The 22,515-nt window shown below is 71.6% G+C and carries 18 protein-coding genes; 11 read left to right on the forward strand and 7 right to left on the reverse strand.

The annotated features are described in order from the left end of the window. Positions 1-214 precede the first annotated feature (214 nt). The 4 genes from ACIQMV_RS24790 to ACIQMV_RS24805 all read left to right on the forward strand — a co-directional run bounded on the left by ACIQMV_RS24790 (position 215) and on the right by ACIQMV_RS24805 (position 2,511). Complete coding sequence (locus tag ACIQMV_RS24790; protein WP_402595617.1) at positions 215-625, forward strand: VOC family protein; 411 nt, start codon at positions 215-217, stop codon at positions 623-625. A 130-nt stretch (positions 626-755) separates the two neighbouring features. Further along, positions 756-1,286, forward strand: a complete 531-nt coding sequence (locus ACIQMV_RS24795; RefSeq protein ID WP_401771802.1) for a helix-turn-helix transcriptional regulator — start codon at positions 756-758, stop codon at positions 1,284-1,286. After that, positions 1,286-1,969 carry a glyoxalase gene (locus ACIQMV_RS24800; RefSeq protein WP_402595619.1) on the forward strand — a complete coding sequence of 228 codons (684 nt, stop codon included), beginning with the start codon at positions 1,286-1,288 and terminating at the stop codon, positions 1,967-1,969. The genes ACIQMV_RS24795 and ACIQMV_RS24800 overlap by 1 nt, the downstream gene beginning before the upstream one ends. 143 nt (positions 1,970-2,112) lie before the next feature. Then, positions 2,113-2,511, forward strand: coding sequence for an iron chaperone (locus ACIQMV_RS24805; RefSeq protein ID WP_402595621.1), 399 nt, complete (start codon positions 2,113-2,115; stop codon positions 2,509-2,511). A 264-nt stretch (positions 2,512-2,775) separates the two neighbouring features. Here ACIQMV_RS24805 and ACIQMV_RS24810 read toward each other — a convergent pair whose 3' ends face one another. The 7 genes from ACIQMV_RS24810 to ACIQMV_RS24840 all read right to left on the reverse strand — a co-directional run bounded on the left by ACIQMV_RS24810 (position 2,776) and on the right by ACIQMV_RS24840 (position 11,578). Beyond that, complete coding sequence (locus ACIQMV_RS24810; protein WP_402595623.1) at positions 2,776-4,668, reverse strand: SMI1/KNR4 family protein; 1,893 nt, start codon at positions 4,666-4,668, stop codon at positions 2,776-2,778. A gap of 170 nt (positions 4,669-4,838) precedes the next feature. Continuing rightward, positions 4,839-5,984, reverse strand: a complete 1,146-nt coding sequence (locus ACIQMV_RS24815; RefSeq protein ID WP_402595625.1) for a VWA domain-containing protein — start codon at positions 5,982-5,984, stop codon at positions 4,839-4,841. After that, positions 5,977-6,885: an AAA family ATPase gene (locus ACIQMV_RS24820; RefSeq protein WP_402595626.1), complete on the reverse strand. Its 909-nt coding sequence runs from the start codon at positions 6,883-6,885 to the stop codon at positions 5,977-5,979. Before ACIQMV_RS24820 ends, ACIQMV_RS24815 begins: the two co-directional genes overlap by 8 nt. Beyond that, positions 6,878-7,804, reverse strand: coding sequence for an XdhC family protein (locus tag ACIQMV_RS24825; protein WP_402595628.1), 927 nt, complete (start codon positions 7,802-7,804; stop codon positions 6,878-6,880). Before ACIQMV_RS24825 ends, ACIQMV_RS24820 begins: the two co-directional genes overlap by 8 nt. 9 nt (positions 7,805-7,813) lie before the next feature. After that, positions 7,814-10,186, reverse strand: coding sequence for an aerobic carbon-monoxide dehydrogenase large subunit (locus ACIQMV_RS24830; protein WP_402595630.1), 2,373 nt, complete (start codon positions 10,184-10,186; stop codon positions 7,814-7,816). Continuing rightward, complete coding sequence (locus tag ACIQMV_RS24835) at positions 10,183-10,704, reverse strand: (2Fe-2S)-binding protein (RefSeq protein WP_401771821.1); 522 nt, start codon at positions 10,702-10,704, stop codon at positions 10,183-10,185. Before ACIQMV_RS24835 ends, ACIQMV_RS24830 begins: the two co-directional genes overlap by 4 nt. 1 nt (position 10,705) lies before the next feature. After that, positions 10,706-11,578, reverse strand: coding sequence for an FAD binding domain-containing protein (locus tag ACIQMV_RS24840; protein ID WP_402595632.1), 873 nt, complete (start codon positions 11,576-11,578; stop codon positions 10,706-10,708). 107 nt (positions 11,579-11,685) lie between these two features. Here ACIQMV_RS24840 and ACIQMV_RS24845 point away from each other — a divergent pair, with 107 nt between their 5' ends. From ACIQMV_RS24845 to ACIQMV_RS24875, 7 genes are all read left to right on the forward strand, one after another. Continuing rightward, complete coding sequence (locus ACIQMV_RS24845) at positions 11,686-12,642, forward strand: LysR family transcriptional regulator (RefSeq protein WP_402595634.1); 957 nt, start codon at positions 11,686-11,688, stop codon at positions 12,640-12,642. A gap of 594 nt (positions 12,643-13,236) precedes the next feature. Beyond that, on the forward strand, positions 13,237-13,359 hold the full coding sequence (locus tag ACIQMV_RS24850) for a hypothetical protein (RefSeq protein WP_402595636.1): 123 nt from the start codon (positions 13,237-13,239) through the stop codon (positions 13,357-13,359). 111 nt (positions 13,360-13,470) lie between these two features. Beyond that, positions 13,471-15,252, forward strand: a complete 1,782-nt coding sequence (locus ACIQMV_RS24855; protein ID WP_402595638.1) for an ABC transporter ATP-binding protein — start codon at positions 13,471-13,473, stop codon at positions 15,250-15,252. A 392-nt stretch (positions 15,253-15,644) separates the two neighbouring features. Continuing rightward, positions 15,645-16,889 (forward strand): MFS transporter, encoded by a 1,245-nt coding sequence (locus ACIQMV_RS24860; RefSeq protein WP_402595640.1) that lies wholly within the window; start codon positions 15,645-15,647, stop codon positions 16,887-16,889. 342 nt (positions 16,890-17,231) lie between these two features. Continuing rightward, positions 17,232-17,495: a hypothetical protein gene (locus ACIQMV_RS24865; protein ID WP_402595642.1), complete on the forward strand. Its 264-nt coding sequence runs from the start codon at positions 17,232-17,234 to the stop codon at positions 17,493-17,495. Positions 17,496-17,739: 244 nt separating this feature from the next. Beyond that, complete coding sequence (locus ACIQMV_RS24870; RefSeq protein ID WP_402595644.1) at positions 17,740-19,305, forward strand: protein kinase; 1,566 nt, start codon at positions 17,740-17,742, stop codon at positions 19,303-19,305. A gap of 333 nt (positions 19,306-19,638) precedes the next feature. Next, positions 19,639-22,284 carry a SpoIIE family protein phosphatase gene (locus ACIQMV_RS24875; protein WP_402595646.1) on the forward strand — a complete coding sequence of 882 codons (2,646 nt, stop codon included), beginning with the start codon at positions 19,639-19,641 and terminating at the stop codon, positions 22,282-22,284. Positions 22,285-22,515: the final 231 nt, after the last annotated feature.

A 22,515-nucleotide genomic window follows, 5' to 3' on the forward strand; every position in this document is an offset into this window, starting at 1 on the left:
GGTGGCACTCCTTGCTGTGGAGAAGCATCCAGCACCGTGGATGGCACCCCCTACAGGACCGTAACAAGGACCGCCGACCGGCGCAGCTCGCACGGGCGGAGCTGCGGCGCGGTGACGGTCCCTGGGGATCGCCTCGGGTGCGGGAGTCGGATCCACCGCCGGATATCAGGAATCGAGAAGCGCGAGGCACGGAGCGGGTTCTAGCCTGCTCGCCATGGACTTCACCATTCATACGAGTTATCTGCCGCACGACGACCCGGACGCGTCGCTCGCCTTCTACCGCGACGTTCTCGGCTTCGAGGTCCGCAGCGACGTCGGGCAGGGCAGGATGCGCTGGATCACGGTCGGCCCGGCCGGTCAGCCCGACACGTCCCTCCTCCTGGCGCCGCCGGCCGCCGACCCGGGAGTCACCGAGGACGAGCGCCGCACCATCACCGAGATGATGGCGAAAGGCACCTACGGCTGGATCCTGCTGGCCACCCCGGACCTCGACGCCACGTTCGAGAAGGTACAGGCCGGTGACACCGAGGTCGTCCAGGAGCCGACCGAGCAGCCGTACGGCATTCGTGACTGCGCCTTCCGCGACCCGGCGGGCAACCTGGTTCGCATCCAGGAGCTTCGCTGAGCCGCGTCCGCAGCCTTGGCCGGCCCCAGTGGGCCGGCCCGCATCACCGAGCGCCTGGGGTGCCTGTCCCAGCAGGCATTCCCGGCGCCGGTAGGCGTCGGTGGAAGAGGAAAGAAAGGGGATTTGTCCCATGTGTCATCCCGAGTGGCGGCGCGCACGCGTCGAGGCGCAGCGTTTGACCGATCTCGCGCGGCTGCGGCGCGTCCGCGACCGGATCGACAGGGAGTACGCGCAGCCGCTGAACGTGGAGGCGCTGGCCCGCGGTGTGAACATGTCCGCCGGGCACCTCAGCCGGCAGTTCCGGGCCGCCTACGGTGAGTCGCCGTACGCGTACCTGATGACGCGTCGCATCGAGCGCGCGACGGCGCTGCTGCGGCGGGGCGACCTCAGCGTCACCGAGGTCTGCTTCGCGGTCGGCTGCGCGTCGCTGGGCACGTTCACCACCCGCTTCACCGAACTGGTCGGCATGTCGCCCGGGGCTTTCCGGCGCCGCGCGGCGGATGCGGCGGGCGTGGCGGCGGACCGTGCCGATGCCGCGAGTACGGCCGGTGACGCGAGACCCGCGGTCAGGGTGGAGGGGATGCCGGCGTGTGTGGCGAAGCAGGTGACGAGACCGGTCAGGAATCGAGAAGCCCCGGCCGCCGAGCAGCCCCTAGCGTGATGGCCATGGCAACCACCGCGTCCACCGCATCCCGCACGTCCGTCGCATCCGTCACCCTCGAGGTGGCCGACCCCGAGGCCGCCCACCGCTTCTACACCGCCTTCGGAGTGGACACGCACGTACGCCTCCGGGCGTCCGAGCCGCACTCCGCCGGATTCCGCGGCTTCACCCTGGCGCTCACGGTGTCCGGGCCCGCCACCGTCGACAGCTTCCTCGGCGCCGCCGTGGACGCGGGCGCCACGGTGCTGAAGCCCGCCGCGAAGTCGCTGTGGGGCTACGGCGGCGTCGTCCAGGCCCCGGACGGGACGATCTGGAAGGTCGCGACCTCGGCGAAGAAGGACACCGGCCCGGCCACCCGCGAGATCGACGAGATCGTCCTCCTGCTCGGCGTCGAGGACGTGAAGGCCAGCAAGCAGTTCTACGTCGGCCGGGGCCTGACCGTGGCCAGGAGCTTCGGCGGCAAGTACGCCGAGTTCGCCTCCGACGAGTCCAGCCCCGTCAAGCTGGCGCTGTACAAGCGCCGCGGCCTGGCCAAGGATCTCGGAGTCCCCGCCGACGGCACCGGCTCGCACCGCATCGTGCTCGGCAGCACCGCCGGCCCCTTCACCGACCCTGACGGATTCGCCTGGGAAGCCGCCACGTCGCTCACCCCCGCGCCGTCCACGGCGTCCGCACCGTCCTGACTCACGGACCTGAACTCCCGCCCCGCCCTGTCTCATCCCTGAACGAGAGGAAGTCTGCCCTGCAGCACACGACGTCGTCTGCCGAGAACTCCGGCACGGACGCCGAGGAGTGCAACGGGTTCACTGCCGAAGAGCGGGCCGCGATGAAGGAGCACGCGCAGGAGCAGAAGCAGGCGGTGGCGCGGCGCGGTTCGCGGGCGGAGAAGGAGGCCGCTGCGGAGCGGGATGTGCTTGCGAAGATCGCCGAGATGCCGGAGGCGGACCGGGTCCTCGCCGAGCGGATCCACGCTGTCGTCAAGGACGCCGCTCCGGACCTCACGCCCAGGCTCTGGTACGGGATGCCCGCCTACGCCAGGGACGGCAAGGTCATCTGCCACTTCCAGAGCGCGCAGAAGTTCAAGTCGAGGTATGCCACGCTCGGATTCAGCGACCAGGCGGCTCTCGACGACGGCGCCGTGTGGCCGACCGCCTACGCCCTGAAGGAGCTGACCGCAGCCGACGAACAGCGCATCATCACGCTCGTCAAGAAGGCGATGGGCTGAGGCCAACCGGGGCGGACCTCTTCTGCCTGCGGGTCTCGGCCCCGCTGACACCGGCGTCGCCCCCCGCCGCACTTCTCGGACCCGCGCTGGAGATGTGCGGCTGAATGCACTCAGCTCGCGGCGAGCCGCTGGAGCTCGTCGTCCTGCCAGCTCTGGCTCGTTGCCGTGGCGACGGCCACATTGACCGTGCTCCCTCACCCCGCACTGTTCCCGGCGGTTCCCGCCGTCCCGGAGTGGCCGGCCCGCGCCGGGCGACGCGTCTCTTCACCGCCCGAAGCGGATCGTGGTGTACGCGTAGGCCTCGCCCTCCCGCGGCGCGCGGTTCCAGGACCGTGTGGTCAGTCGCGGCAGTATGCCCTCGACCAGGGCGTGCCGAGGGAGGGACAGACCGAACTCGTCCTGCACGGCGGCCAGCAGGCACCGCTCGCGGTCCGCCTCGCCGACGCCGTGCAGGACCCGTTCCGGATCGAGGGTGCCGGGCACCGGCCCCGAGCGTTCGACGTCTGTGCCGCGCAGCGTGTACGCGTACAGCTCCTCGCCCCGCTCAGCGACCGAGAGGTGGAACACCGCCAGACCACCGTCGCGAGCGCTGTGCGCCCACAGCACCACCGCGCGTCCTCCGCGCGAGGCGTAGGCGGCCGGGGAGACGAAGAAGTGCCCGGCCGCCGACGTCCGTGGGGCCGCGTCACAGGCGAACGCCCACCCGGAGCCCGTCCGGCCCACCGACACAACGGCCCGGTCCTCCCACGGCGCCGATTCGTCCCACTGCCCATGGCCGTGGTGGAACCACGCGGCGCGGCGGCCGGACGGAGCGGTCAGGCCCGCGCACCCGCCCTCGCCGACCAGGTCGGGCAGCGCCTCCGGCTCCGCACCCTCCACCCACAGACACCGGTAGGAGTCGTGCGGGGCGTTCCACCGCGGAGTGTCCGTCAGCCAGCGCAGTCCCGGCGGATCCAGGTCCGGCACCGGATAGGGCACAGGACCCGGCCGGCCGGCCCGAGGCGTGGCCAGCAGCTCCAGGCCCCGCTCCCGCGTCACCACCGGCCCCAGTACGGGGTCCGCCAGCAGACCGAGCGGCGCCAGCAGGTCCGGCCCCGGCGGCGACCACGACGGCAGCGCGGCACGGATCACCCGCCACGCCGCGTCCGTGTCCCCCCACCTCGCCGACTCCCGCGCCTCGGCCGCCGCCCGTCCGAAGGCACCGTCCGGCGCATAGCGGTAGGAACCGTCGCGCACCTGGGCGAGGATCGCGTCCGCGGCCGTCGAGACGCCGTCGTCGGTCTCAGTGCCGAGCACGAACCGGTGGGGCAGGGCGCCGGAACGGTTGTCCCGCAGGTGCGCGGCAGCCATCACGGGCACCAACTCGCCCGTGTAGCGCGGATCGGCCACAAGCTCACCGAAGCCGTAGTATCCGCCGCCGTGCGCCAGCACCTCCAGCTGCCGCAGCATGCCCCGAGCGCTGGGCCGTCCGTAGCGCTCCGCCTCGGTGAGCAGCTCCCGGGCGGTCTCCCACCTCCCGCTCAGGGCTTCACTCCGCGCACGCTCCACGTCGGCGTCCAGGGCGCGGGTGGTGTCGTTCACGAAGCCGGGACCGGCCGCACGGGCGGAGTGGAAGTCCTGGTACATCCGCTGCATGTAGGCGCGGAACGACGGATACCGATCCGGTAGTTCGCCGCTCCATCCCTTGTAGACGTACAGAGCCCACTCGCCGTCCTCATCGGTGTCGCCTGGGTCGAGCAGGGCATAGGAGATGTCCGAATCGGTCTCCAGCTGCAGTGCCCGCTGCCACATCCCGGCCAGCAGCACGTCCTGCTCGGTCGAGTGCTCGGTCAACGCCTCCTGGTAGATCGCGGTCAGGTCGAGCGGATCGCCGAACCAGGCGATCTCGTGAGCCGCGCCCAGCCGGTAGATGGACCCCTTGTCGAATCGCCAGCCGTTGCTGGCCCCGAGGAACTGCCGGTAGGACGGAGGGAACCGGGTGCCCAGGCGGTCCTCGGCGGCGGTTATCTCCGCCTCGGCCGCCGGCGAGGCGGAGAGCGCGAGGTCGGCGAGGGTGAGGCCGCCCTCCGCCAGGTCCTCCGCATCGTCCTCGTCCGGGATCCATTCCTCCTGCCAACGGCGGAGGAACTGCTGCCAGTCAAAGCGGTTCTCGATCACGGGCCGATTGTGGCAGCGGCCACCGACAGCGGGCCCGTGCGCCCGACCGGCCCGGCGGCGGTCCTGAGCTCTTCAGCAGACCGAGGTCCCTGCCGGTCGCCGGAGACAGAACGGCTCATCCTCGTGACGATCCAGGCCGGACAACGGCACGGGACGGGCAGCATGCGGGATCATCGGCGGCGCCGGGCGTAGAGCGCGGCGGTGAAGTCGTCCAGGGCCGCGAGGTTGTGGGCGCTGACGACGGCGTCGCAGTAGGGCAGTGCCGCAGCCATGCCGGCCACGAGCGGACGGTAGCGCGGGCTTGCCGTGCGCGGGTTGACCCATACGACGCGGTAGGCGACCCGGGACAGCCGCGCCATCTGGGTGGCGAGGTCGGCGGGCGCGCCGGTGTCCCAGCCGTCGGAGATGAGGGTGACCACGGCGCCGTGCGCCATGCCGCGCCGGCCGAACCGCTCGTTGAACTCCGCCAGGCAGTCCGCGATCCGGGTGCCCCCGGACCAGTCCGGAGCCGCCTGTCCGGCCCGTGCCAGGGCGTCGTCCGGCCCGCCCCGCCGCAGGACGGGCGTGAGCCGTGTGAGCCGGGTGGCGAAGGTGAAGACCTCGGCGCGGGTCGCACGGGCGGCGCAGTAGAGCAGTTGGAGCATCGCGCGGGCATAGGGCTCCATCGATCCGGAGATGTCGCAGAGCACGATGAGGTCGCGGGGGCGGTCGCGGGGCGCGAAGCGGTGCAGCCGCAGCGGGTATCCGCCGGTGCGCCGGCTGGCGGAGAGGGTGCGGCGCACGTCGATGCGCGCACCGTGGTGCGCTGTGCGGCGTCGGCGGGACGGCCGGGTCGGAGTGCGCAGGACGAGGGTGCGCATCACCTCGGAGAGCCGCGCCAGTTCCTCGGCGGACAGGTCCGCGAAGTCGCGGCCCGCGAGACGGTCGAGCGGACTGGCGGCGAGGGGCACGGGAGCCGTCCGCGGCTGTGTGTCGGCATCCCGGCCTCGTCCGTCCGCGGTGTCCTTCCGGGTGCCGGGGACGCGGCCGGGAACGGTGTTCGGGAGCGATCGGGGCGGGTCGCCGGGTTGCCCGCGCTGTGCCTCGCGGTCGGCCGGGTCGGCGAAGACCTCGTGGAAGACCCTGTCGAACAGCTCGATCTGCTCGGGGTCTGACACCAGGGTGGCGAGCGCGCAGTGCCGCAGTTCGCACGTCGTCGACGGTGCCAGCAGGGTGAGCGCCCGTGCGAAGCTCCGGGTGCGGTCGGGGCCCACCGCGATCCCCGCGTCGTGCAGGGCGGCGGTGAACGAGGCGACCAGGTCAGGCAGGTCAGGCATCGGAGCGGGCCTCCGCGTCGACCAGCTCCGCCAGTCCGGTCCGGCGCACGGCCTCCAGGTCCTCGGCGTACTTGAGGACCGCCCCCAGGGTGCGGTCGGCGGCGTCGGCGTCGAGAACGGAGAAGCCCAGCGTGTGCAGCGCGCCCGCCCAGTCGATCGCCTCGGCGATGCCGGGCGGCTTGGTGAGTTCCTGGCGGGCACGCAGGCGCGCCACCCCGCGCGCCACGCGTTCCGCCAGCCACTCGGCCGACTCCGGTACCTGTCTGCGGATGATCGCGGCGACTCGTGCGGTGTCCGGGTAGGCGATCCAGTGGTAGAGGCAGCGGCGTTTGAGCGCGTCGTGCAGATCCCGGGTGCGGTTGGAGGTCAGTACCGCCACCGGCGGCACCACAGCCGTCCGGGTGCCGAGTTCGGGGATGGTGACCGCGGCGTCCGCGAGCAGTTCCAGCAGGAACGCCTCGAACTCGTTGTCGGCGCGGTCCACCTCGTCGATGAGCAGCACCGCCGGCCGCGGTCCCGGGTGGCAGATCGCGGCGAGCAGCGGCCGTGGCAGCAGGTAGTCCTCGGTGAACAGGTCGGCGTCCCGCAGGGGCTCTCCGCGGGACTCGGCCAGCCGGATGGCCAGTAGTTGCCGTGGGTAGTTCCACTCGTAGAGGGCCTCGGCGGAGGACAGTCCCTCGTAGCACTGCAGCCGGATCAGCGGGGTGTGGAGCACGGCGGCGAGCGCGCGGGCCGCCTCGGTCTTGCCGACGCCGGGCTCGCCCTCCAGCAGGATCGGCTGCCGCATGCGCACGGCCAGCAGCAGCGCCGTGGCCAGATCGTCGTCGGCCAGGTAGCCGACTGTGTCGAGCTGCGAGCGCAGGGCGGGGACATCGGGTACGAGGGGGTCGAGGTCAGGCATGCGCGTAACGGGAGGGGTCGTCGGCGAAGGCGTGCCGGCACCCCGGCCCGCAGAAGTACACCCTGGTGCCGGCCCGGTCCAGCGCGAGGGTGTCCGGTGTGATCGCTACGGTCATGCCGCACACGGGATCCACGTCCTCGGCCAGGGGCTGCGGCGCGGCGGATTCGGCTCGGCGGCGCGCGGCTGGGGCCGCCGGGGGCCGCAGTGCGATGATCTCGGCGTACACCGACAGCGCGATCTCCGCCGCGGTCCGCGCGCCGATGTCGAGCCCGGCCGGGGTGTGAACGCGCGCGCGTTGTTCCTCGGTGAGGTCCAGCGCGGTGAGTACCGCCGCGCCGCGCTTCGGGCTGGCCACGAGCCCGATGTACGGGACCCTGGCGCGTGCGGCCTCGATCAGTACGGTCTCCTCGTCGCGGCCGTGCGTGGCGATGACGACGACGTCCAGATCGGGCGGCAGCGGCTTTCCGGGCGAGGCCGGCCGGGCGTCGAGGTCGAGCACACGGCCGAGGTCGAGCAGAGCGCGGGCGATGGGGGCGTGCCCGTAGACGTACGCCAGCGCTGGAGGGAGGTTGGCCTCCAGGAAGATGTCGAGCGTCCCGCCCGACAGGCAGGGATTGGCCACCGTGACCAGGCCTTCGGCGGGCTCCTGCGGACCTTCGGTGCCGGTGTCCGCGCCGGGCGTGATTCTCAGCAGCAGCGACTCGCCGGTCCGCAGTACGCGCAGGCCCTGCAGTTGCACCGTCGTCTCGGCGCAGCTGCCGCCCACGAAGCCCTCGACGGTGCCGTCGGGCAGCACGAGTGCGCTGTCCCCGGGTTTGGCGCTCGTGGGGCGTTCCACGTGGACGACGGTGGCCAGGACGAATGGGGTCCGGCCGTGCCGGAGTTCGTCCGCGCGGGTCAGCAGTTCGGTGTTCGTCATCACGGGGCCTCAGGTGATGGCCATGTCGGTGCGCAGCGGCCGGCCCTGGGCGGCCCGCCACACCGCGGCGGGCGTCAGCGGCATGTCGACGTGGCGCACGCCAAGCGGCTTCAGGGCGTCGACCACGGCGTTGACCACCGCGGCGGGCGAGCCCACCGTGGCGGACTCGCCGACGCCCTTTGCCCCGACGGGGTGGTGCGGGGAGGGGGTGACGGTCTCGCCGAGCTCCCACGAGGGGCATTCGACCGAGGTGGGCAGGAGGTAGTCCATGAACGACCCGCCGAGGCAGTTGCCGTCCTCGTCGAAGGCGATCACCTGCATGAGCGCCATGCCGAGGCCGTCGGCGAGTCCGCCGTGCACCTGACCTTCGACGATCATGGGGTTGATCCGGTTGCCGCAGTCGTCCACGGCGATGAACCGGCGGACCTTCACCTGGCCGGTGTCCGCGTCCACGTCGACGACGCATATGTATGCGCCGAACGGGAAGGTCAGGTTCGGCGGGTTGTAGACGCAGGTCGCGTCCAGGTGGCCCTCGACACCCTCCGGAAGTTCCAGGGTGGAGTGTGCGGCGAGCGCGATCTCGGCCATGGTCCGTCCTTGGTCGGGGTCGCCCGTGACGTACCAGCGGCCCTTCTCCCATTCCAGGTCGTCCGGGTTCACTTCGAGCATCGCGGAGGCGACGATCTTCGCGCGTTCGCGTACTTTGCGGGCGACCAACGCGGCCGCGGCTCCGGACACCGGGGTCGAGCGGGATCCGTAGGTGCCGAGCCCGAACGGGGTCTGGTCGGTGTCGCCGTGCACCACCTCGACGTCCTCGGGCGGGATGCCCAGTTCCTCGGCGACGATCTGCGCGAACGTCGTCTCGTGGCCCTGCCCCTGGGTCTGCACGGAGATGCGCAGGACGGCCTTGCCGGTCGGGTGGACCCGCAGCTCGGCGCCGTCGGCCATGCCCAGTCCCAGGATGTCCATGTGCTTGCGCGGGCCCGCGCCGACAGCCTCGGTGAAGAAGCTGACCCCGATGCCCATCAGCTCGCCGCGTCGGCGTTTTTCGGCCTGCTCCCGGCGCAGGTCCTCGTAGTGCGCGATGTCCATGGCCAGCCGCAGGGCGCGCGGGTAGTCGCCGGAGTCGTACTCCCATCCCGTCTGCGTCCGGTAGGGGAACTGCCCGGGCCGCAGCAGGTTGCGCATCCGCAGCTCGGCCGGGTCCGTGCCGAGCCGGTCCGCGAGCACGTCGACCATCCGCTCGACCAGGTACACGGCTTCGGTGACGCGGAACGAGCAGGCGTAGGCGACGCCGCCGGGGGCCTTGTTGGTGTAGACGCCGGTCACGGCGCAGTGCGCGGCGGCCAGGTCGTACGAGCCCGTGAAGACGCCGAAGAAGCCGGCCGGGAACTGCGTCGGCTGTGCGGTGGCGTTGAACGCGCCGTGATCGGCGATGACATGGACGCGCAGGCCCAGGATCTTCCCGTCCTTCGTCGCCGCGATCTCGCCGTGCATGTGGTAGTCACGGGCGAAGGAGGTGCTCATCAGGTTCTCCGAGCGGTCCTCCACCCACTTCACCGGCTTGCCGGTGACGATCGAGCCGACGACCGCGCACACGTAACCGGGGTAGATGCCGACCTTGTTGCCGAAGCCGCCCCCGATGTCCGGGGAGATGATCCGGATCTTGTGCTCAGGGATGCCCGCCACCATCGCGTAGATCGTGCGGTGGGCATGTGGGGCCTGGGTGGTGGACCACACCGTCAGCTTCCCGGTGATGGCGTCCATGTCCGCCACGGTGCCGCAGGTCTCCAGCGGCGCCGGGTGCACCCGCGGGTAGAGCATGTCCTCCTCCACCACGACGCCGGCCGCCGCGAAGACCTCGTCAGTTCGCTTCTTGTCGCCCGCCGACCAGTCGAAGATGTGGTTGTCCGTCTGCTGGTCCTTGTCGTCGCGGATCACCGGCGCGTCCGGGTCGAGCGCCCGGCGGGCGTCGACGACCACGGGGAGCGGTTCGTACTCCACGTCGATCAGCTCGAGGGCGTCCCGGGCGGCGTAGCGGTCCTCGGCGACGACGAAGGCGACCTCCTGGCCCTGGAAGCGCACCTTGTCGGTGGCGAGCACCGCCTGCGTGTCGTACGAGAGCGTGGGCATCCAGGCCAGCCCGAGACCGGCCAGGGTCTCCCCCGTGATCACGGCCTTGACCTTCGGATGCGCTTCGGCGGCGCTGGTGTCGACGGACACGATTCGGGCGTGCGCCAGCGGGCTGCGCAGGATCGCGCCGTGCAGCATCCCGGGCAGCCGTACGTCGTCGACGTAGGTCCCGTGGCCGCGGACGAACCGCGCATCCTCCTTGCGGGGCATCCGCCCGAAACCGACCGGCCGTTCCTCGGTGGTCGTCATGCCCGCACCTCCTCGCGGCCGGGCGCCGCCTCGGTGGCCGTGTCCGCGGTCCGCGCCCCGCCTCCGTGCTCGGCAGCCCAGCGGATGGAACGCACGATGTTCTCGTAACCGGTGCAGCGGCACATCTGTCCGGAGATGGCCTCCCGGATGTCCTCCTCGGACGGGTCCGCGTTGTGGTCGAGCAGCCAGCGGGCGGTCATCATCATCCCCGGCGTGCAGAAGCCGCACTGCAGCCCGTGGCAGGCGATGAATCCCTGTTGCACCGGGTCGAGTTCGGTCCCGTGCGCCAGTCCCTCGACGGTCCGCACCTCATGGCCGTCGGCCATCACCGCGAGCACCGTGCAGGACTTGACCGGCGTCCCGTCCAGCCAGACGGCGCACACTCCGCAGTTGGAGGTGTCACAGCCCCAGTGGGTGCCGGTGAGTCCGAGTTCGTCGCGCAGGAAGTGCACGAGCAGCAGCCTGGGCTCCACGTCCCTCGTGTGCTGCTCGCCGTTCACGGTCACGGTGATCCGCATGTCACGCCTCCTGCCCCCGGGCACGTGCGGCGGCGACACGCAGCGCCCGCGTGGTGAGCTCCCCGGCCAGATGCCGCTTGTAGTCGACCGGGCCGCGCTGGTCCGCCGTCGGCCTGCACTCCTGCGCGGCGATCCGGCCCGCCTGCGCGAAGCTCTCGTCGTCCGGCCGTCCGCCGCGCAGGAAGTCCTCGGCCTGCTCGGACACGAACCGGGGGGCACCCACCGCGGTCAGCCCGATCCCGGCCTCGGTGACGACCCCGTCGGTGATCTCCAGCACCGCTCCCGCGGCGACGACCGCCCAGTCGCCGACCCGGCGCTCGACCTTGCGGTAGGCGCTGGCGTGCGAACGGATGGGCACTCGGATCTCCACCAGCAGCTCCGCTTCGGTCAGCGCGGTCTCGTACGGACCGAGGAAGAACTCCCTGATCCCGATGGTGCGCCGGCCGCCGGGGCCCTGAACGACAAGAGCCGCCCGCAGTGCCGAGAACGCCGCGGACAGGTCCTCCGACGGATCCGCCTGGCACAGCGAGCCGCCCACGGTGCCGCGGTTGCGTACGAGCGGATCGGCGATGACCCGTTCCGCGTCCCGCAGGACGGGGAAGTGCTCGCCGACGACCGGCGAGGCGAGCAGCTCCGCGTGGCGGACCATCGCTCCGACGGCCAGGTCGTGCCCGTCCACCCGGATCAGCGCCAGCTCGCCGAGGCCGTTGATGTCGATCAGGGCTTCGGGCTGAGCCAGCCGCAGCTTCATCATCGGCAGCAGGCTGTGTCCGCCCGCCACCACCCGGGCCTCGGGGCCGTAGCGTGTGAGCAGCTCGATCGCGTGCTCAACGCTGGTTGCCGTCTCGTACTGGAAGGCAGCTGGAACCTGCATCGGGCCCTCCTGAAACGCTGTGCCCTTCAGGCTGCGCTCTTCCGCACCGGCCGGGCAATGGGTCGATAAGCATTCACTTATCCGTCCGAACGCAGGAAAATCGGGTAGTGACCGTCACACAGCTCAGCACCTTCGTGCTGGTCGCCCGGCTCGGTTCGGTCGGCGCCGCGGCGCGAGCCCTGGGCGTGAGCGAGTCCGCCGTATCGCAGGCGCTCACCGCGCTGCGCACCCACTACAGCGATCCGCTCATCCGGCGCACCGGCGGCGGTGGGATGCGTCTGACGCCCGCGGGTGCGCGGCTGCTGCCGGTCGCGTCGCAGATGGTCGCGCTGAACGCGGACGCCGAGGCTGCGGTACGGGCGGCACGGGGTGCGCCCGACGAGCTGCGGGTCGTCGCCACGAGCACGCTGGCCGAGTTCGTGCTCCCCTCGCTCGTGGAGGCTTTCGCCGGCCGCTCAGGGCACAGGACGGAGACCTCCTTCGGGGTGGCCGCCGGCAACGAGATACGTGTGCTGGTCGAGAACCGGCTGGTCGACGTCGCGCTCGGGCCGTATCTCGGCGCCGGCCATGGGGGCGAACTGGTCAGCGAGCCGCTGTTCCGCACCCAGCTGGTCGTGGTGATCGGCGCCAGGTCGCCGCGGCCGCCCGGTCCGCCACCGCGGTGGTCGTGGCTGGTCGATTCCTCCGGGACCGATCCGGACGCGGACTCCGGGCGGCTGCTGCGTCGGCTCGGAGTGGCCGAAGGGCACGTGTGGGTGTTCCCCAACCAGGCCGCGACCTGGGCGGCTGCCGCCGAGGGCGCGGGGGTGGCACCGGCGTTGGCCCATCTGGTGTCGCCCCGCATCCGGCGTGACGAGCTGCGCGTGCTGGAGACCCCGGCCACGCCGTCGGACGCCACCTGGCACGCCACCGCCCTGCGGGCCGAGCGTCGTTCCCCGGCCACCGACGCGTTCCTGCACTTCCTGCACACGCCCGCGGCGACCCGCATCATGCGCGCGCCCGGCGTGGGCGTCCCGCCCTCCCGGTTCCGGCCCCCGGTGTACGTCACGCTCTGGGGCGCGTGACAGAACAGGGACCGGGACAGCAGTGCGCCCCGTCCGCCGGCCGGCCATTTCGCCCACCAGTCCTCCGCGGCTCCGACCGACATAAATCTTCTCGGATCAAAAAATTCCCTCGGTAAGTTCCAGGTGAGGCCCATAATAAATTCTGTGTGAGCAGCGCCCCGGTTCCACGAATCTCCTGAAAATTGATTCAGGTGCATTTCATCGAGGTCTCATACGAATTGCCCTTTCCCGGCCCGGGGGTCCCGTAATGTCTTCCATGTCGAAAGCGAACACCGCTTACGGCAGAGGGAATCCACCCGCAGGCAAGTGAGGAGAAGCCCATGAGCTTCCACAAGATCGTCCCGGTCAGGAAGCACCGCAAGCCCGTCCCGGAGCCCAGGAAGCCGGCCCCGAAGAAGCATGCGCGGAAGTGCCCCATCGGCCGCGAGCACCAGCGCTGAGCCACCTGCGCAGGGCGCCCGGCCCGCCGGGTCGAACCTGACCGGGAAAACCGACCGGCGCCGGTGTCATGAATTCAGTTCACACCTGGTGAGCGGTCGGCGAGAAATTCACTCCCGGACACTGTCCGACCATTCACCGAAGAGGGAGAATCCCATGAGCTTCCACAAGATCGCCCCCATCAAGAGGACCGAGAAGCCGGCCCCGAAGAAGCACGCCCCCAAGAAGGACACCCGGAAGAAGCACGAGTGGTGCCGACCGATCGGCCACCAGCGCTGACGACTCGCCACGAGGCGGGGTCACCGGAACACCTCCGGGGCCCCGCCTCGGCCATGTCACCGGCGACCGAATGACGAGAACCCCAAGAGCCGAAGAGGAGCTGATGCCGACATGCGCGACGTCAAGGACGCGTTCGTCCGGTTCTGGCCGCTGACCCGCGGCGACCGCAGATGGCTGGCGCTGATCATCGTGTGCGTGATCGTGTCCGCGCTGGCCGAGACCGCGTCGATCCTGCTCTTCGCCCAGCTCACCGACCACGCCCTGAAGGCGGGTTCGCTCGCCGCCTTCTGGGGGCCGGCCGCGGCTTGGCTGGGTGCTGCCGCGCTGGGCGCGCTCGTCGGCTACCTGGGCAACTCGCTCGCCGTCCGGACGGCGGAGAGATTCGTCCTGCGCCTGCGGGCGAAAGTCTTCCGCCACGTCCAGGACCTGCCGCCGCACTTCTTCCAGCGACACCGCCAGGGCGACCTGCTGGCACGCCTGACCGGCGACGTCGAGGCCATCGAACAGATGGTCGTGTCGGGGCTCGTCGGCACGGTCTCCGCCGGTTTCTCCGCGGTCTTCTACGCGACGGCGGCGTTCTGGCTGCGCTGGGACCTGGCCCTCGCCACGTTCCTCCTGGCGCCGCTGTTCCTCCTCACGGCGCGCCGCTTCTCCGGCCGCATCAAGGAGGCGTCCCAGGACGAGCGGGCCGCCGACGGCGCGATCACCTCGGTCGTCGAGGAGTCCCTCGGCAATGTCGTCCTCACCCAGGCGTACAACCGCAGGCGGGCGGAGGAGGAGCGACTCGAACACGAGGCGCGCGCGTGGATGCGGGCATCCGTCCGAGGCGCGCGGGCGAGCGAGATGTACGCACAGTTCGTCGAGGTCGTCGAGACGCTGTGCGTACTCGCGGTGATCGGGCTCGGGGCGTGGGAGATTTCCCAGAGCCGCATGACGTTGGGCCAGTTGCTGGCCTTCGCCGCCTTCCTCGGCTACCTCTACCCGCCGCTCCGCAGTCTCGGCCAGCTGGGTCTGACCCTGACCGCCGCCACCGCGGGTGCGGAACGCCTGAACGAGATCCTCGACGCCGAGCCGGCGGTGACCGACCCGGCCCGGCCCTTCGCCCCCTGGCCGGTGCGCGGCCGGGTCACCTCCCACGAGGTGACCTTCCGCTACCCGGGTGCGGAGCACGCGTCCCTGCGGGACATCACGTTCGCCGCGAGCCCCGGCGAACTGGTCCTGGTCACGGGCCCGAGCGGCGCGGGCAAGTCCACGCTCTCCACACTCCTCACCCGCTTCTACGACCCCACGGCGGGCGTGATCCGCCTGGACGGCGTCCCGCTGACGGACCTGCCGCTGGAGTTCCTGCGCGAGAACGTGACCCTGCTGCCCCAGCAGACCCTGGTCCTCAGCGGCACGATCCGCGAGAACATCGAGGCCGGGCGCCCCGGTGCGAGCCGCGAGGAGATCGAACGCGCGGCCGGCGACGCGGCGGCGCACGACTTCATCGCCGCGCTCCCCGACAGCTACGACACGCACATCGCGCCGGGCACGGCAGCCCTGTCCGGCGGGCAGCTCCAGCGCATCGCGATCGCCCGCGCGATGCTGCGCTCCGCCCCGGTCCTGATCCTGGACGAACCCACGGCCGGTCTGGACGGCCTGGCCGCACGCCGGGTCGTCCAGCCACTGCGCCGTCTGATGGCAGGCCGTACGACGATCATGATCACGCACGATCTGAGTCTGGCGGCGGACGCGGACCGCATCCTGGTGGTGGAGTCCGGGCGCCTGGTGGAAGCGGGCACGCACACGGAACTCCTGGCCCGTAATGGGACGTACGCGAGGCTGGCGGCGCTGCTGCCGGCGCCGACCGCGGGCGGCCGGACGGACGGCACGCCGGCCCTGCGCGCTGTGTGACCACGGTGGCCTCACACCGTCCGCGGGCCGCACCCGCGACCGCACGATCTTCAAGAGTCCGCACAGCCCCGATGATCACGCGGTGGCCGCACCTGTTCCCGACCGACCCGGCCACTGCTTGCTGGCGGGCGTCTTGTGGGTGACGTGAATGTCGAGCATTCAGGTGAACATCGATGATCGACGGCGTTCAGCCTGCCCCACGAGCCGCGGGCCCGCGTCGGCGGCTACGACGAAGGTCCGGACGGTGCCGAGGACCATGGCGACACCCCATGGTCACAACCGCTGGTTGTGGCTGGGTCGTCCTGTGGTTGTTTGATCCCCGGGCATGGTGCTCGCTTTGATACTTCCGATCGCGGATCGATTGTGCGGGTGAGTGACGAGGGGCGTCGGGCATGAGGAACGGGCACCGGTTGGGCCGACGGTTCGGGTGGCTCTGGGGAGCGTACGGGACCAGCGCGCTCGGCACGTGGCTCGCCTTCGGCGCGTTCCCGCTGATCGCCATCCGGGTGCTGCACGCCGGACCGGCAGAAGTCGCCGCGCTTTCCTCCGTGGGGGCCGCGGTGGGCGCGGCCGTGGCGGTGCCGCTCGGCCCGTGGGTGGAGTTCCGCCGCAAGCGGCCGGTGCTGATCGCGACGGACCTGGTCCGGTTCGCGGCGCTGCTGACGATCCCCACCGCGTTCGTGTTCGACGTGCTCACCTTCCTTCAGCTCCTGCTGGTCTCGGTCGTCGTCGCGGCGGCCGACATCACCTTCCGCGCCGCCTCCGGCGCGTACCTGAAGACGCTGCTGCCGGCCGAGGACCTGCTCATCGCCAACGCCCGATTCGAGTCCACGTCCTGGACGACCACGATCATCGGACCGCCGCTGGGCGGCGCCGCGATCGGGCTCCTCGGCCCGGTGGCGACGGTGGTGGCCGACGCGGTCAGCTACCTGCTCTCGGCCCTGGGCATCCGCGCGATGGGCGGGCACGAGCCGCGGCCCGATCGCCGGGAGACCGCGCGCATGCGGGCCGGGGACCTGCTCGACGGCTGGCGGTACATCCTCGCCGACGCCACGCTGCGCCCGCTGTTCTTCAACACCGCCTTGTTCAACGCCCTGGTGATGGCCGCCCAGCCGCTGCTGGCCGTCCTGATGCTCGGCCGACTCGGGTTCGCACCGTGGCAGTACGGCCTCGCCTTCGCCGCACCCTCGATCGGTGGACTGCTCGGTTCACGGCTGGCCCGACCACTCGTCACCCGGTACGGACAACGCCAAGTCCTGGTCGTGACCGGGACGCTGCGCGCACTCTGGCCCCTCGGCCTGGCCTTCCTGGGGCCGGGCACCGCAGGGCTGCTGCTGGTGATGGGCATCGAACTCGGGCTCATCTTCTGCTGCGGAGTCTTCAACCCGGTCTCCGCCACCTACCGCCTCGAACGCACCACGACCGACCGGGTCACCCGCACACTGACCGCCTGGACGGTAACGACCAAGGCCACAACCGCGCTCCTGACAGCCGCATGGGGTGTGCTGGGCGGCCTCCTCGGCCCGCGCACAGCCATCGGCCTGGCCGGCGTGCTCCTGCTGGCCACCCCGCTGCTGCTCCCCCGCCGCGCGGCGGCGCCTCTCGCCAAGCCGGAACCGGCACCGAGCCGCACCTGACGGGCCGCCACGGCGCTCTCGCTCACGTCCCGATCACACGCTCGACCTGATCAAGCCCCCGGCCCGAGAAAGGTCGCGCCCTGGCCTCCATGACGCGCACGCGAGGGCTCCCTCGGGCATACGGGCGCACGCTGATCGCCCTGAAGTCGGCTCATGACGCGCTACACCTGACACACATATATGAACATTTGAGCCACATGAGAAATCCATTTGCATTTCGTAATAGGCAGTGTTTTTCGGCATTTCGGGGGTGTCGCGAAGTGGAGGATCGATGCGTTCCCGGCCGAAGCGGTCCGGGAAGTGACGGGGCGTCAGCCCCGACTCGTACAGAGAGGCCTGAACATGATCAACGGGTTGAAGAGGGCTGCGGCCCTGGGTGCAGCGGCGGTGGCCCTGGCCGCGGGCGCGGTTGCCGGCACGGTCGGCACCGCGTCGGCCGCGCCGCAACACCACCGGCCGCCGGCGCCATCGCGCCACTGCGTGGAGGCGCCGGGCCACTGGGCACGGCTGTGGCACCCGGGATACCAGGACCGGCACCACCACGCCAGGCACGCCGGCTACTGGACCCGCGTCTGGCAGCCCGCCCACCGGGACTGCCGCCGCTGACCCCGCAACCACCGCCGACGCCCACCGACAGGAGCGACGGCGATCCGACCGGCCTCCGGCACGTCCTTGAAGGGACGTGCCGGAGGCCGGTCCGTTCGGTCACATCCGCTCTCATCAGTCAGGTGCGTGCGGGAGCAGAGCTCCCACACCGCGAACGACCCGGACGATGCCTACTGCCGGACCTCGGCGTGATACCGGGTACAACCGCCTTCCGTAATCTCGCACAGTCCCTAACCTGATGCGCATGGGTGCAGGGGGAGACCTGGTGGACGGACGCTTCCAGCTGATCGAACAGCTGGGCAGCGGCGGAATGGGGACGGTGTGGCGGGCGAGGGACTCGGTGCTGCAGCGGGAGGTCGCGCTCAAGGCCGTGCGGTCGGACGCGGAGGTGTCGGACGTCTCACGTGAGCGCGTGCTGCGCGAAGCGCGGGCGCTGGCCCGGCTCCATCACCCGAACGTCGTGACCATCCATCACATCGTCGATACGGATCCCCACCCGTGGCTCGTGATGGAGCTGGTGCCCGGGCCCTCCCTCCAGGAACGGCTCTCGGCCGGCCCGCTGACGCCCGTGGAGGCGGCCGGCCTGGCACGTCAGGTGCTGTCCGCGTTGCGGGCCGCCCATGCGGTCGGCATCCACCACCGGGACGTCAAACCCGGCAACGTTCTGCTGCGCGCCGACGGAACGGCCGTGCTCACCGACTTCGGCATCGCGGGGATGCGGGGCTCGACCTCGCTGACGGCGACGGACGAACTCGTCGGATCGCCCGAGTACATCGCTCCTGAGCGCATCCGCGGCCGCGACGACGACCCCGCGTCCGACCTGTGGTCGCTCGGCCTGCTGCTGTATGTGAGCGTCGAGGGCGTCAGCCCACTGCGGCGTGCCACGACACTCGCCACCCTCGCCGCGGTGCTCGAGGAACCCGTGCCGCCGCCGGTGCGCTCCGGCGCCCTTGCCCCCGTGCTCCAGGCTCTGCTGGTACGCGACCCGGCGGCCCGCCCGGACGCCGAGCAGCTGGACGCGATGCTCGCGCGGGTGGAGTCCGGCTCGGCCCCTCACTGGGAGCAGCCGACGCTCACCGCGTCGGTGCCGCCGGCCCCGGCGCTTCCTCCCGGGTATCCGCCCACCCAGGTGGACACCCCGAGATCCGCCCTCGCGCCCGGCCTTCCGCGGAACCGGAAGCCGGCCGTCATCGCGGTGGCCGCGGCGGTGCTGGCGTCCGCGGCGGCCGTGACGACCGCGCTGGTGCTGACACTTCGCGGTCCGGGGAACGACGGGGCGAACAGTGCGGTGGGCACCTCGCCGAGCACGGCGTCCACACGGCCGGCGACCACTGCGGCGAGTTCCCCGCCCGAGCGGACTGCCGGGGCATCGCCGGCCCCGACGAAGGACGCGACATCGGGCGCGACGACGGATCCCACGGGACAGCCAACCGCAGAAGCGACGCATTCGGCCGCCCCGGCCGAACAGCCTCCCCTGCCTGACGGCCGCTGGATCGCCCAGCTCTACTCCGATCCCGTCAGCGCGGGCATCGCCGACCGTGACAAACGGCTCGCCACGATTCGGCGGTCGGTGCCCGAAGCGGAGGTGCTCCGCAGCGACGACTATGCGTCATTGCGCCCGGGCTACTGGGTGATCTACGTTCCGGGCCCCTTCACCGACGGACGCTCCGCACTGGCCTTCTGCGCCGCGCGCGGCAGAACCACGGCCAACGCGTGCATCGGCCGCTACCTGAGCACGAGCGCGGCCGACTTCCCCCTCCAGTGCCGCCCACCCGCCGACCGGCCGACCGGCCGCTGTACCCGTTCCTAGTGGATGCGGGAGGCCGTTATGGCGGTGCCATCGAGGCCCCTCACAGCCTGCGCTCCATCGCTGTCGAGCCCTTTTCTCCTGTGCTCCCGGAGCACAGTTCGCCTCTCGGGCCGGAATCCGGGCTCCGGAGCCACGCGATGCTAGAAAAGAAGGGTGGTGGGACTTTCGAGGCTATTGCCGGTCTCATGGTCATGGTCACTGCGCCGACGGCACACGTGTTCCTCAATCCCCGGCCCTGAGCTCGCCCATCACGAGTGCCCCCGGGAATCTCCCCGCCGCGCCCCGTCCTGGTGGTCGCGTGTACGGGGGCTTGGGCGCAGCGTCGCCGGGCAGGTGTTCCTGCTGCAGGCGGCGGTCGTGGCCGCCCTGGTCATTGCCGTGGTCGCGGCCTTGGTGCTCCAGGCCCAGCGCGACAGCCTGCAGGACGCCCGTGCTCGCACACTGGCGGTCGCCCACACGTTCGCGAGCGCACCGGGGACGGCGCGGGCGCTGACCGGTCGCAATCCCACCGCGATCCTGCAGCCGCGTGCCGAGCAGGTACGTAAGCAGACCGGCGTCGCCTTCGTCGTCGTCTTCGACCGCGACGGAATCCGTATCACCCACCCCGATCCCTCCTTGATCGGGAAGCGCGTCATCGGCCCGTATCAGCAGCAAACGGTCCAGGGCCTCACCGTCACGAGAACCTTCACCACCTCCCGCGGCCCGGCCGTGGACTCGGGCGTGCCCGTCATCCGGGCGGACGGGAAGATCGTCGGTGCGGTGTCCGTCGCGATCACCGTCCAGCGCGTGAACGCGGTCGTGAAGCGGCAGGTGCCGGTGGTACTGGGGGCGGCCGCCGTCGCGCTCGCCCTGGGTACGGGCGGATCGGCGCTGGTGAGCCGACGGCTGCGCCGGCAGACTCACGGCCTCGGCCCGGCGGAGGTGACCCGCATGTACGAGCACCACGACGCCGTGCTGCACGCCGTCCGGGAAGGCGTGCTGATCACCGCCGGAGACGGGCGGCTGATGCTGGCCAACGACGAGGCCCGGCGGCTGCTGGATCTGCCCCCGGACGTGGAGCGGCGCCCCATCGCCGCCCTGGGGCTGGATCCGGGCATGGTCGACCTGCTGACGGCGGACCGTCCGGTCACCGACCAGATGCACTTCGCGGGGGAACGGCTGCTGGCCGTGAACGTGAGGCCCACCGCTCCCTACGGCGGACAGGCGGGCTGTGCGGTGACGCTGCGGGACGCCACCGAGCTGCGGGCGCTCGTGGGCAGGGCCGAGCGGGCCCAGCAGCGGCTGCGACTGCTGTACGAGGCGGGCATGCGGATAGGCACCACCCTGGACGTCAAGCGCACCGCGGAGGAGGTCGCCGAGGTCGCGACTTCCCGCTTCGCCGACTACGCCACCGTCGAGCTGCTGGAGCCCGTGCTGCACGGCGCCGAGCCCGGGGACACGGCGGGTTTGCTCCGCATCGCGTGCCGCGGCGTGAGGCAGGGGCCTCCGTTGCCCGCGGCCGGCGAGCGCGTCGTCCGGGACGCGGCCACCCCGATGGCGATGGCCCTGGCCGGCGGGCACGCGGTGCTGGAGCGGGATCTGACCGTCTCCCCCAGTTGGGTCGCGCGGGTACCGGAGCTTGCCCGTCCGGTGCCCGATCTGGGGCTCCGTTCGCTGATCAGCGTGCCGCTCAAGGCCCGCGGCGTGGTGCTGGGCCTGGTCACCTTCTGGCGTTCGGAGCACAGCGGCCTGTTCGAGGAAGAAGATCTCCCGGTCACCGAGGAGCTGGCCGCTCGCGCCGCGGTGTGCATCGACAACGCCCGCCGCTACACGCGCGAACACACCGTGGCCGTCGCCTTGCAGCGCAGCCTGCTCCCCCGCGTTCTGCCCGAGCAGAACGCGCTGGAGGTCGCCCACCGCTACCTGCCCGCCCAGGCCGGGGTGGGCGGCGACTGGTTCGACGTCATCCCCCTGTCCGGAGCCCGCGTGGCCCTGGTGGTCGGTGACGTCGTCGGCCACGGCCTGCACGCCGCCGCCACCATGGGGCGCCTGCGCACCGCGGTGCACAACTTCTCGGCCCTCGACCTGCCCCCCGACGAGCTGCTCGGCAGTCTCGACGAGCTGGTCACCCGGATCGACCAGGACGGGCCAGAGGGTGAGCAGGACGTCACCGGGGCCACGTGCCTCTACGCCATCTACGACCCGGTGGACCAACAGGTCGCCCTGGCCAGGGCCGGCCATCCGGGACCCGCCCTGGTCCTTCCGGACGGCACGGTCGTCCTCCCCGACATACCGGGCTCCCCGCCCCTGGGCCTGGGCGGCAGCCTGCCCGTTGAAACCGTCGAACTGCGGCTGCCGGAAGGGTCCAGCCTGGTGCTGTTCACCAACGGCCTGATCGAGACACGTGAACGGGACATCGACACCGGCCTCGCCCTGCTGCGGCAGGCCCTCACCGAACCCCCGCACACCCCGGCCCGCGATCCGGAGCACACCTGCCAGGCAGTCTTCGACGCCCTGCGACCGGACCACCCCCGCGACGACATCGCCCTGCTGGTAGCCCGCACCCGCCTGCTCCACCCCACCCAGGTCGCGGCCTGGGACGTGCCACGGGACCCCGCGGCCGTCCGCCGTGTCCGCGACGGTGCCGGCCGCCGGCTCGAGGTGTGGGGCCTGGAGGAGATCGCCTTCACCACCGAGCTGATCATCAGCGAACTGATCACCAACGCGATCCGCTACGGAACCGAGCCCATCCGCCTGCGCCTGCTGCGCGACCGCACCCTGATCTGCGAGGTTGCCGACGGCAGCAGCACCTCTCCCCACCTGCGCAGGGCCACCGCCACCGACGAGGGCGGACGCGGCCTGTTCCTCGTGGCCCAATTCGCCCAGCGCTGGGGAACCCGCTACACCCCCCGCGGCAAGATCATCTGGACCGAACAGGCCCTCCCCGGCGCGCCGGACGGCGCCGGCCGCCTCCAGGCCGACGCGGCACCCGTGCAGTGAGACGGGCACGATGCCCGCCCCAGGGCCTGGTCGCGACCGTCTCCACGCGAGGGCGCAGACGGCGGCCGCGGCAGGTTCTCTCCATCGCTGCCGCGACAAGAAGCCCAGCCGGGTGAGGAGCATCCGCCGCCTGCCCAGCAGATCGGCGACGCGGCCGCCGAGCAGGGTGCAACCGGCCGTCCGGGAGCGGTCACCCGGGTCCGTGGGTGCTGCATGCACCTGCGGAGCCGC

The organism is Streptomyces sp. NPDC091412 (assembly GCF_044756885.1).
Lineage (GTDB): Bacteria > Actinomycetota > Actinomycetes > Streptomycetales > Streptomycetaceae > Streptomyces.